Origin of the sequence: Paenibacillus sp. Soil724D2 (assembly GCF_001427935.1) — a bacterium.
Taxonomy (GTDB): domain Bacteria; phylum Bacillota; class Bacilli; order Paenibacillales; family NBRC-103111; genus Paenibacillus_E.
Window position 1 is genome coordinate 750,927 of the sequence record NZ_LMRY01000001.1, and the last position, 12,389, is coordinate 763,315.

Sequence of the window (12,389 nt, forward strand, 5' to 3'; positions counted from 1 at the left end):
GCTAGCTGAAAATGGAACTGTTTCGTCTCAAGTCGACTTAACTGATACAGATCCGTAATGAGCCGCTGAATGCCGACAATCCGCATATGAACGACCGAAAGGTACTTTCTCTGTTCCTCAGGCTCTTGAATAACCCCATCCAGAATAGCCTCTACATAACCCTGAATGGACGTGAGTGGCGTGCCCAGATCATGGGAAATATTGGACAGCAAGTCTCGGCGGGACGTCTCCATCAAGATCAATTCGTTCGTCCGTTCTTTAACTTTGGCCTCCAAATCATTATAGAGTCTTGCATTCTCGATCGATATTGCCGCCTGTGCAGACAATAGCTTGATAATATCAAGACGGTCTGATGTAAAGGCATTGCGAATCAAATTATTTTCAAGATAAAAGACGCCGACTAGATTGCCCTGATGCAGGATCGGCTCGCAGAATATCGATTTACTCTCCGTTGCACGAATATACGGATCATGTGTAAAGAATCCCTTATTTTCGGCATCATCGAGAACTACGCCTTCCTTGGTTCTTGCAACGAATTGAATCACAGCCGTCGGGAGATCTTCTCTTGTTTCTAGCAGAACAGAGCTTACGGTACAAGAATCCTTGCCGTCGATGGCTAGCATCTCAGCCTCCACGAATAAGCTGTCACGTTCCTTTAAGACAAGGATGCTTCTCTCCGCGCCAGACGAATAAGTTACAATTTCCATTAACCGTTTAATCAATTGCTCCAAGTTAACTTCACTCGACAACGACCTAGACGTATTCATAATCGTCATAAAATCAAGCGCCTGCAGGGAATAGTCACTTATTTTGGTTGTGCCCCAATCCTTCGACTCCTTAAGTGATGTTAAATAGCCCGGATAACGCAGCATTAACTCCTCGGCCTTTGCCTTGGCACCCCAGCTTAGATAACCGTAATACGCATCGACGAAAAAGGTTTTGGCAATCTTTTCACGTCCCGCTTCCTTGTACATCTTCCCTGCTAGCTCACAGGCAATCGCCTCATGCTGGATAAACCCCTGCTCTCTTGCTTGCCGGATTGACGTTTCGTATTCTTGCTCCGCTTTCTGGAAATGGCCCGTAACACGGTTCCACTCTGCATGCATTAAAAGACTAATATGTAAAAAGTTTTCCGGACAATGGGCAGCCCATTTATCCATCTTGCGAAGCATCTTTCTCATCTGTTTGGCGAGCATCTTCTGCTCTAAGATCGCAGCATCTTTATATTTTGCAGCTATAGATAAAGCAAAGTAGAAATAGTTCTCAGGAATATGAAACAGACCGAACGAAACAGACTGCATAGGTTCCGCATCTTTACCAAACTTTAAAGCTTCGTCATATTGACCAAACAAATAATACAGCATCATTTTCTTTACCGTATACTCATGAATAATAACTTGGTTCGGGTGGACCTCCAGTTTACGGACAAATTGATTTTCTTCTTCCTCATCCTTGCCGATAATCAGGGGATTCTCAGACTTCCCTTCCAAATTATGAATGACCATACGGAGCATTTCTAACATGAGTAGGGTGTCATGATGATTGGTCTGTTCCAATATCCGATAGTTTTTAGCTAGATCTTCTTGCACTTCCGAAAGGACAACACCTTGAAAATCCTTTACTAAAACCTGATACGTTAGGGCATAACCTGCGAAAACCAAGTCGCCGTCTTCGATCCCGCTTCGGAACGATTCCTTCAAATGCTCTAAACACACCTGCAAAGGCTTTACCCAAGGCGTCACGAACAAACCAAATGAGAAATGGCTTTTGCTGCGGAATTGATGAGATTGAAATCTGGCATTCATGCGGTCGCCAAGCTGCCCATATTGGTAGCCCAGCTGATAATCCCCGAAGCCCGAACCCAGAATCAAGCCATAGGATCCATATACATAGGCCATCATAGGGGTATTGCCATACTTCAAGGCATGCTTCGTCATGATGAACATGAACAAAACGAATAAATTCGTATTCACGAAATAGGCGGAGATGGCAATACTCATCATTAAGTTCATTAATTTGGTTCTATATTCATTTTCCATAATCGGTAAATCGTACAGCTGAAGTGTATTCTTCCGCCCAATCATTACTTTCAGCTTCATATATTCGAAAAAAATGTTCACGCCCGTAGGTTCTTTAGATACACGGATGCCTTGTTCAGCTAATGCTTTCAATCCGACTTCCACACTTTTATGCTGCTTACCGACGTTCGTGTAAAGAATCACTTGTAAGTTATAAACTTCCAACTTAAGTTCGTTCGTACGGGCATCTACAAGCAGCTCTTCATATGATATCTCGGCTTCATCCGCCTGACCATTCAGATAAAGCACTTCTGACTTCTCCAGTCGAATGGAAAAGCTAAGGTCATTTAATTCCACACTCTCTACCAACTTCAGCAAAGCTAATGCTTTATTGTAGTACTGCAGTGCTGAACGATAAGCATTCGAGGATTTAGCCTTGCGGCCTGCACTGAAATTAAATTCTAGAAGCTGGATAAGTTCCTTCCGCTCCGTTAATAAGTTAGAGCCGATATTCATATGGTTGACGATATCGAACAACCGGGGCTCGGCCTGATCTTCAGTTAAATGCTCCAGCAGCTGATGCGCGATGTTCAAGTGCATTTCTGGCAGCATGGATTCCTCAATGGATCCATAGACGGCTTCTTGAATGGAATCATGCACGAACATAAAACGTATGTCCCGTGCAGTTGAGTTCCCTTGGATCTCGATAAAAAACTTATAATCTGTACCAACTGGTATCATCAATCCGTTTTGGATAGCAATTTCCAACTCATGCAGTATATCTGTAAAGGACATCTTAGCAATAATACCAAGCGCTTCCAGGTCAAAAGAGGCCCCCAAACAAGCCGCAAGTCGCAATAAGTATTGCGTTCTAGGTGGCATTCGCTGCAGCTTTTCAGCTAGGAGGAACATAAGATTATCGGTAATTCTAAGCTTCTGAATTTCACCAATATCCCATATCCAACGATTAATTTCATAATTAAAGGTGAGTAAATTTTGCTCGTGTAAAGCCGTTAAAAATTGTTTGACGAAAAAAGGATTCCCTCCGGTTTTTTGCAGAACGAGCTGAGCCAGCTCAACTACCTGCTGCTGTTCGGTTTTCAACGACTCCGCAATCAACTGCCCGACATCCGCAATTTCCAGTGGCTGCAAAATAATCCGTTCTGTAACAAGTCGCTCTGGGAGTTTGTCCAGCAATTGAACACGGGTTGATGATAACCAATTAGTGTCGTACTCACTTCGATAGGAACCTATGAAAAGGAAATACTTCATTTGTGAATCGTTCAAAAGCAGATCAAGAAACTGTAAGGATGCCGCATCTGCCCACTGCAAATCATCTAGAAACAACACGATGGGCCGGTCTTTCACACAGAAGATTAGCAGAAATTGCTGCAATAAGAAATGCAATCGATTCTGTGCTTCTTGCGGAGGTAACTGCTTCGCAACGGGCTGCTTACCGATTAGGAGCTCAAGGTCCGGAACGAGATCCGTCAGTACTTTCCCACTCGTTCCCAGTACCTTCAGCAATCGTCCGCGATACTCTTCGATTTGATGATCTTTCTCCGTCAGAAGCTGACGGACTAACTGACGCAGTGCCTTAGACAACGCATGATACGAGACATGCTGTTTGTTCGGTTCGAATCTGCCGGATAAGAACCAGCCATTGTCCTTCATGATCGTCTTCATCGTCTCGGCGATGAGAAACGATTTGCCGTACCCAGATTCCCCGGTTACCCAAACGGCCTCCAGCGATCCATGCACCGCACGTCCGTAAACATGCAGCAGATTTTCGATTTCCTGAGCTCGTCCGTACAACCCTTGAGGTATCTGGAACATGTCCGTCATGTCATAGAGCCCAACCGTAAATTCCGTCATTTCTTCTCCGGAATCGCTCAGCATCAAGATGTGCTCGAGATCCTGAATAATGCCGTAGGCGCTCTGATATCGATCTTCCGCATTTTTAGCAAGAAGCTTCATGACAATATCGGAAAGCGGCTTCGGTATACCCATCCGCAAGCTTTCGGGAGGAGTCGGAGTCACGGCAAAATGGCAATGAATCAGCTCCACCGGATCTTCCGTTTGAAACGGAAGACGTCCGGTGAGCATTTCATAGAACGTGACCCCTAAGGAATAGTAGTCCGTTCGGTAATCGATAATACGATTCATACGACCAGTCTGCTCAGGTGACATATAGCTTAGCGTTCCTTCTAGCATCAACGGGTCTAGCATTTCTTGACGCTCTCTCGTAAAAGAGGAAATGCTGAAATCAGCCAGCTTCATGATCTGCTTATCGGGATTAATAATAATATTGCTAGGCTTAATATCCTTATGTATAACGTAACGCTGATGAATATCCCCAACTATTTTAACCAATTGAATAGCTGCTATGAGAAAAGCTTGTATGGACTGACGAAACATTGGGAAATAAGCCGATAAGGTCTCACCGTCAAAGTCTTCCAATATGAGAGCTAGGCTGTTTTGATGCTTGGGCAGCGCCAATGGCTTAACAATGCCGGGAAAGTCCAACATTTTACCTATTTCATACTCACGTTTCAATCTAGCGATATCTGCGGAAACAGGAAAGTCTGAACGCAAGGTCTTGATAACTACTTTTTCCATAGTCGGCTTATGAACTGCGCGATAGAGTACAGTCCGTTCGCCTTGATAAATTTGTCTGATTAACTCGTATTCCGGCAAAATTAGCATAAAATCCTCCTAGTAAAACTAGCTGCTAGGTATTCCTAAAAAAGCTCTCCATCCCAAGGAAGCCCCTTCTCAAACCGTCGCTTATCATGATGATGATATGGTTTCAATAAATCGATATGCATAAACTCAAATGTGTACATTTCCCATATTTCACAAGGCTCTTCTGCCGACCCATCTTGTTTCAGTATGGCATTAACTGCACGTCGTGCCGCTTCATTAGCGCCTTCCATCGTCGCAAGGTTCGTATTCGTACGCACATAATCAGCAGCCAGGAACAGATTCGGAATTGCGGTATAAGCTTCTGGACGGTCATCCCAAGTACCCACGCGATTAATGAGCAGCGGCTCCATATTCGTACATGCCTGATCAGGATTCTCAAATTGAATATCCGTATCCAAGAACCAAGAATGCAGAACATCGTCTTCTAGGATAACAGCACCATCCACATTCAAGCTTAACTTCATCTGTGCCCATACTTCGGCTTTAATTTCTTCAGCTGTGCAAAGTGTAGCCGATTTACCAAATAATACCCCCGGTGTGTCCCAATCCGAAATATCGACGGATAAAACGCCCTTCACTGTGCCATCACCATATTGACTTAGGTCGACATCCGGCCAAAATTGTTTCTGGGATACCGAAGTCAGCGACCAAGGTGCATCTAAGTATATAACATGTCCATGTGTGATAGGCAGCTCTTCCTTCAAATAATACTGAATGCCATTCATCCATGCGACGGAATCAACAAGCTTCTGCACACCTACAAGAGTAGGGTCGGCTTGCACCATAGCGTCGGTAATGAATTTACCCATCACTTCGACCGGGAATGCAGCTATGTAATAATCAGCTTCGACCTCGAAGGTCTTACCGTTCTCTGTCACCTTCGCACTGCGAATAACGCCATCCACGCAGTCGATGCTTTCAACTTTTGCCTCCAAATGGTAATCAACTCCCTGATCTCGTAAAAAAATTAGCCAAGGGTTCACCCATTTGTCATTCGTTGGACCGTTCAAGAGACGAACGAAGCTCGTGCCTGGTGTGGTGATATCTAGTGTCATTTGAACAGCAACAGGGCCGACAGTTTGTGTGTTTGCAATTTTGGATTGACAAGCAACGAGGGTTTTGGTGAATCCAGCGAATATTTTTTGAAAGGCAGGGGATTGTTGATCCGCCTCAATGAAATTCCACCAATCGATGAGGTTATATTCCTCGCGAATGCGTTCATCACAGCTCGTCATGACTTGCCATAGCTTACGTCCGTATTGCTCTAGATCATCCATACTTAGACCTAAGCCATTATCGAATAAATCTCTGATGACCACCATAAAATTGTCTAAACTAAATTCAATCTTGGCCAGCAGCGGCAATAGCGGTGCTGTGTAGGTGGCAATATCTAACCGCGTCACTTCTGTTAAGTTATCATATACGGTTCCATTCTCATAGGGAATTCGTTTCAATGTATCAATGACATGTCTGTAAAAGCGAGGAAATAACCGGAAACCATGCTCTCCTGGAAGATCTTTCCTCCCGTCAGTTCCACTGCCTACAAAAGGCATACTTCTCGCTTTCCCGCCTGGAATACTTTTAAACTCGTAGACAGACACCTCATAGCCTCTGACGATCAATTCATGCGCGGCACTCATCCCGGCAACACCGCCGCCCAAAATAACGACTTTTTTCAACACAGTTCCCCCTCATATTGGATCAAATTGTAAAAAAATCTGTAAAACTATCATATCATCTAGGTCATTTGAATCATAGACTTTTAGCTCTGCGAAGTTAGAAAAAAGCCTAAATCAGCTGAATCTTGTCAGCTAGAAATGACTTCATAGAAAATCCGGGTTCTTTATATTGGCGCTCAGCAGCTTCTATACCTTTCAACTCATTTTTCTCAAGCTTATTCCAAAACTGAGAAAAAAAGTGTACAGTAAAATAAATGAAATAATTGCTATCTGCCTCAGGATCCAGACTCAACTTTGATATTCCCTCGACTTCTTCAATAAGCTTTACAACAAGCAGTTCCAATTGCTCATGTTGAAGCTCATAATACGCATGACTCAAATCTTTTCCACTTGATGAATTGACGCTAAAACCCGATCTATTTGATCTTGATTTTGCTTGATGTCCTCCCCTTGAGGAGCTTGAATGCCTTCCAAAGCATGTAGACTCCGAATATATTAATCCAAAAAAACCATCCATTCACCCAGATCTTGCTGATTCCACCTCGATTGGCGTCAGTTTATCTAACAATATAAAGCATTTATTCAATAACTTTGCTATGAATTCCACCTTCAGACTCTTGTTTATACCCATTTTGATAAAATCCAACAAAAAATTCGACTATTTATGTTATTTTTCATAACAAAATACCTAAATTCCTATATCCCGCCGAATCATATATAATAAAGGCAACTCCCAATGATGCCATCAAGAGAGAGGATGGATATTCCATGCATAAAAAAATGGGTACGCGCTATGTGCCAGATTCACAGATCGTCGCTTTACCTCATGGTACTTTGCATTATGGTGATGATTTATTTCTAACTCGAAAAGTTCTCCTTTATCAAATAGAGCTTCAACCTGGGCAGGTCGGTGAAGATTACATTCGAACCCTTCATCATAAAGCAGCTTTCATACATGAGGGGTTTCAACATATCTTGGATACAGCTGTAGAGGAAGATTCGGTTACAATCATTCTGCAAGCCAAGCCAGGCTCACTATTCTCCAACCATGTTAACAAGAAAGAAATGTCCTTCCATACCATCATTGCAATGATTGCTGATCTAGGGGTTTCCTTGCTTGACGCAATGGAAGAACGTATTACAGGATTTACAGTAGGCGCTGAAAACTTATGGTTAGATGATCACGGCAAACTTTCCGTCATTAATTATTGGGACAAAGGCGATCCTCAGGCACAAGGGGCCATCGGGCTTTGTCGGTTGATGATTCAGCTATTTACTGGCGCGGAGACGATTAGTGGTGCTTTTGAAGTGATGCATACGCATCTGGAGCGTACGCCGATCCCATCTGCGACATATGAGCAAAAATTGGCTTTAATTAAGCTGATTAAGCTCGTCTGCCATGGTCACGCATCACTTTCTTCGTTGATATTTGGATTGCGGAGTTTACCATCTTCCGGTCAAAAGCAGGACGCGGGGCCTATCCAGACGCAAAATCATTATCAATACCCGAGTAAAATTCAAAAGCACGTGGTGGATGAAGTTGATGAGGTGGACGAGGCTGCACCCGCTGCTGATAAGCGATCACAATCATTGAGCGCTCTAAGTAAGGCAGGGATAGGAGCAATTGCTATTTTAGTCGTCGTTTTGGTCACAGTTTGGGCGCTTTGGCCATCTCCCAAAACGGAGTCTGTTGTCGTGGTACCTATCCCCACCGCCACACCTACCACGTCGACAAATACGCCTGTCCCATCAACAACGAAGCCCCTCGGAGATTCGAACAAACAAGCCGAGGAAGTGGCCATACCTAACCTGGTAGGTCTATCTCAAGCTGATGCCGAAGCGCAAGCCTTGGCTGCCGGTCTGCATTACAATTTTTTGATTGAAGCAAACGATCAGCCTAAGGGAACCGTCATTAAACAAGACCCAAAGTCAGGTGCCAAAGGCTTGCAGGGGGACAATGTTACGTTTTGGGTTAGTAAAGGGAGTCAGTGATGCTTAGAAGCGTTGACAGCTAAAACAGTGACTCCTATGAGCGGAACCCCTAAGAGTGGAACACCTAAAAGCAAAGAAAAGCAGTACACCTGAAGAGTAGAACACCTAATAAACAGAGCACTTAAAGAGCAGAATTCCTAAAGAACAGAACTCCTAAGAGGGGAACTGCTAGTAGCATAATACCTAATATCGTAATACCTAATAGCAGAACACCTAATAAGCAAAACACCTAATAAGCAGAACACATAGAGGCAAGTTGTACTTTGTACAACTTTTGTCGAGTAAACCAACCATTTCCCATCTATTGTTGCAAAACATACAACAATTTCACTTGAAAATGCCCTAAAAGGAATAATAACGTCCAAATTGTTGTACGAAATGCAACAAATTCCATTTTCACGATAAAAATCAAGGAAATTGTTGTACGCAGTACAACTTGCGGGAAACGAAACCACCCATATCTTCCCAACGCGTTCGAATCCCAGGCGCTCGTCGTAGCGCAGCCTCATGACGTTGGGCAAAACCAACTCCTTCTGGTTGGCAAAATCATAGTTCCCAAAGTAATTACCGCCACATTGAAATTCACTCACTTACCACTTGGATAAATGTGAGAAACTAATCGCCTTTAAACTGAAGGATCCCCTGCAGAGCTTGCGATTCCGTATTTCATTCGCAATTAAGCCGTTCCTAAATGCAAAAAGACCTCCCATTTTCATGAAATGGCAGGTCTTTTCTATTTTCACCTTTTACAAAATAATCCAACAACTCTGCAAATACGCAGCCGTCTTATCCTTTCACAGCAGATCCTACGGTTAGCGCCTTCTCCACTTGCTCACTAAAGAGCACATACACAAGCACAGTCGGCAAGCTCGCGATCGTCATCGCCGCGCCCATTGCTCCCCAATTGGTGGTGAACTGACCTTGGAAGAAGAGCAGTCCGAGCGGCAAGGTTTTCAAGGATTCTTTGGTAATCAAAATTAATGCCATCGTAAATTCATTCCATGCCGACAAGAAGACGAAGATCACCATCGTTGCAATCGCTGGTTTAATAATCGGCAATATGATGGTATAGAAGGTCCGGTAAATGCTGGCACCATCCATACAAGCTGATTCTTCCAACTCAACCGGAATACTGCGAAAAAAACCATAGAAAACCATACTGGAGAATGAAATATTGAAGGCAATATAAGGAACGATCAGCGCCCAATACGTGTTCGCCAGATGGAACTCACGTACGAGAATCGCCAGCGGAATCATGATCACTTGCACGGGAATGAACATCCCAATCACGACATAAATACGAGCGGCTTCCTTCCAGCGCCATTGCATTCTGGCAACGGCATAGGAAAACGTAACCGAAAGTACAATCGTACCCACAACGGTCGCCGCAGCTACCAACAAGCTGTTACTGAAGTAGACGGGTACATTGAACCTTGACCAAGCATCCACATAGTTCTCGAATCGTAGATGAGTCGGAAAGCCGAATGGATTCGTCACGAAGATTTCATTGTTATTTTTAAGCGAATAAAAGACCATCCACAGCAGTGGATACACTGACAACCCCGCATATACCCATAATAAGATGCCCAGGAGCGGATTCTTTTTACGCAATTTGAGTATTCCGTTCATCTGTCATCCCCCTTAAAATGTAATCCGTTCTCTTGCGATCAGTCGGTTAATAGCCAAAGTCACAATCAAGCATTCGATGACCAGGAAAGCAGCCGCGGCGCTTCCATAACCGAATTCACCAACACGGAACGCAGAGCGGTACATCAAATAGGTCAATGTGTACGTAGAATTCCCTGGGCCCCCGCCGGTCATAATGAACATATTAGCGAAAGCATTCAATCCGCCTGTAATCGCTAGGACCAAACAAAACTTATATGTTTCAGCTAGCATGGGTATCGTTATCGCCATGTGCGCTTTGAATTTGGAGGCTCCATCAATACGTGCCGCTTCTAAGTATTGCTCTGGAACGGACTTTACAGCCGCCAACAGCAATGCGAACTGGTAACCCATATACTGCCAAGCATTCACGAACGCAATGGCGAAAATCGCTGTTTTGTTGTTCGTCAACCAATCCTGGCGATACGAGATGCCGAGCGCTTCAAAAATTTTATTAATCAAGCCGTACTCACTGTTATACATCGCCAGCCACAGCTGACATACTACCGTAATAGAAAGAACCACAGGAATGAAGTAGCTAATTCTTAGAAACTTGCTTCCTCTGAACCCTTCTGCGACGGCAAAAGCAAGCACGCTGCCGATTCCGATTTGAACGACAGCCAAAATACCGGCAAAAACGAAACCGTTATATAGCGATGTGTAGAAAATACTATCTTGAAACAATCGAATATAGTTATCTAGAAAAATAAAAGTGCCTTCGCTTAATCCATCCCATTCGAATGTACTGCGATAGAAAGTTTGCAAAATCGGATAAAACACAATCACTGTATACAAAAGGAGTGCCGGCAGTGTGAAAAGCATAATAGCCGCCTTATTTCCCATGAATTTGCGCATGTCATCACTTCCCTTTTTTAGTAGAAAACTCACACCGGCGCATAGCGGTCCAGTGTGAGTCTCCTTTTCCATAGAAACTTCGGTTATTTCGCTGTTACTGCCGCTTTATTCAAGTCTTTCGCGAATTGATCCGCTGTATAGTTACCTGTCAACAGGTTTTGTGTGGCATCTTCAAGCGCTGCTTTGAACTTAGGATTAGACAATCCCCATGAGAACGCTGTTGTGCTTGTGATTTTCGGAATATCTTTGGATAGTTGTTCCATCATAGGAGGGAACTGTTTCACAATCGGCTTGTCTACTTTGGTAGCTACGATTGGATTGCTGCGGTTTGTGAACTTGTACTCCGCATATTTCAAGGAAATAAAGGATGCCACTTTTGCTGCAAGTTCTTTATCCTTGGTGTTGGCTGATACGGCATATCCACCAGGACCGCCGCTGCCGCTGAATGCTGTTTTACCTTTTTCATAAGCTGCTGCATCAGCAGCTGGAATGTACATGTAGCCTGCTTTGTCACCGAGCGCTTTCGTAGCCGCTTCGATTTCCCACTGACCGTTAATAAACATCGCTGCTTTACCTTCATGGAAGAGCGCTGCTGCTTGATCGTAATTTAAGTTCGTTGCGCCTTTTGGCAGCATGCCTGCTTTAACCAGCTCGATGATTTTCTCTGCAGCTGTTTTGTAAGCAGCATCATCTGCTTTGGCAAGGCCTTTATCAAGCTTCGTCACACCAGCTGGTTCAGCGCGTGAAACGAACATGTCATAAAGGGCTACGCAAGGCCATTTTTCTTTAGCGAAAATGGAAAGTGGCGTAATGCCTTTCGCATTGAACGCTTTAACTGCCGTCATCATTTCATCATAGGTAGTCGGCACTTTCACACCATTTTGTTGGAACAAATCTTTGTTGTAGTAAAGCAGTGCTACTTCATTACCCGCATAAGGGAATGCGTAAGTGTGGCCGTCATCGGTTACAAGTGTATTCAATGCGCTTGGTTGCATTTTGTCTTTGAAGCCAAATTTAGTTACGTACTCATCCAGAACTAGAATATTATTGGATTTCTTAAACGTATCGATAATGTCTAATCCTGCTCCGAAAATGTCTGGCAGATTGCCTGTAGCTGCATAAGTCTTCAGCTTCTGGCCATCATCTTGCGCTTGAATATCGAGCTCTAGCTCAACATTCGGCATTTCCTTCTTCAATTCCGCAACGGCATAATCATAAGGTGTTTTCGTATCTTCATCTGCGTATTGGGCATAAATTCTAAGTTTGACCGGCTTTGCATCCGACTTCACGGGTGCTGCTGTTGCTGCAGCCGTTGGCGCGCTAGTTGCACCAGCATCTTTTGTTGTGTTTGTAGTTCCGCAAGCTGCAAGGCTAGTAGCCGCGAGCAAGCTTACAAGAGTAACTCCCATTTTTTTCATTCGTTGGACCTCCCAGGCATCATGTGCTTTCTCTTCTTTACAACCTGAGTATAAAA

Annotated in this window: 6 protein-coding genes and 1 pseudogene; 1 reads left to right on the forward strand and 6 read right to left on the reverse strand. The window is 43.9% G+C overall.

Features of this window, described 5'->3' with window-relative positions:
• Positions 1-35: 35 nt before the first annotated feature.
• The 3 genes and pseudogenes from ASG85_RS03515 to ASG85_RS03525 form a co-directional block, all read right to left on the reverse strand.
• Positions 36-4,724, reverse strand: a pseudogene (locus tag ASG85_RS03515) (AAA family ATPase); the annotation flags it as partial.
• Between the two features lie 35 nt (positions 4,725-4,759).
• The gene (locus ASG85_RS03520; protein WP_082587946.1) at positions 4,760-6,406 is read right to left on the reverse strand and encodes an FAD-dependent oxidoreductase; all 1,647 of its coding nucleotides are present in this window, start codon (positions 6,404-6,406) and stop codon (positions 4,760-4,762) included.
• 106 nt (positions 6,407-6,512) lie between these two features.
• A complete protein-coding gene (locus ASG85_RS03525) occupies positions 6,513-6,920 on the reverse strand; it encodes a hypothetical protein (protein ID WP_156396394.1) in 408 nt (135 codons plus the stop codon).
• 251 nt (positions 6,921-7,171) lie between these two features.
• Between ASG85_RS03525 and ASG85_RS03530 the strand changes: the two genes are divergently transcribed.
• The gene (locus ASG85_RS03530) at positions 7,172-8,395 is read left to right on the forward strand and encodes a PASTA domain-containing protein (protein ID WP_060645361.1); all 1,224 of its coding nucleotides are present in this window, start codon (positions 7,172-7,174) and stop codon (positions 8,393-8,395) included.
• Positions 8,396-9,181: 786 nt separating this feature from the next.
• Here ASG85_RS03530 and ASG85_RS03535 read toward each other — a convergent pair.
• From ASG85_RS03535 to ASG85_RS03545, 3 genes are all read right to left on the reverse strand, one after another.
• Positions 9,182-10,024 (reverse strand): carbohydrate ABC transporter permease, encoded by an 843-nt coding sequence (locus ASG85_RS03535; protein WP_057305317.1) that lies wholly within the window; start codon positions 10,022-10,024, stop codon positions 9,182-9,184.
• Between the two features lie 12 nt (positions 10,025-10,036).
• The gene (locus ASG85_RS03540; RefSeq protein WP_060645362.1) at positions 10,037-10,915 is read right to left on the reverse strand and encodes a carbohydrate ABC transporter permease; all 879 of its coding nucleotides are present in this window, start codon (positions 10,913-10,915) and stop codon (positions 10,037-10,039) included.
• 83 nt (positions 10,916-10,998) lie between these two features.
• Positions 10,999-12,333, reverse strand: a complete 1,335-nt coding sequence (locus tag ASG85_RS03545; protein WP_057305319.1) for an ABC transporter substrate-binding protein — start codon at positions 12,331-12,333, stop codon at positions 10,999-11,001.
• Positions 12,334-12,389: the final 56 nt, after the last annotated feature.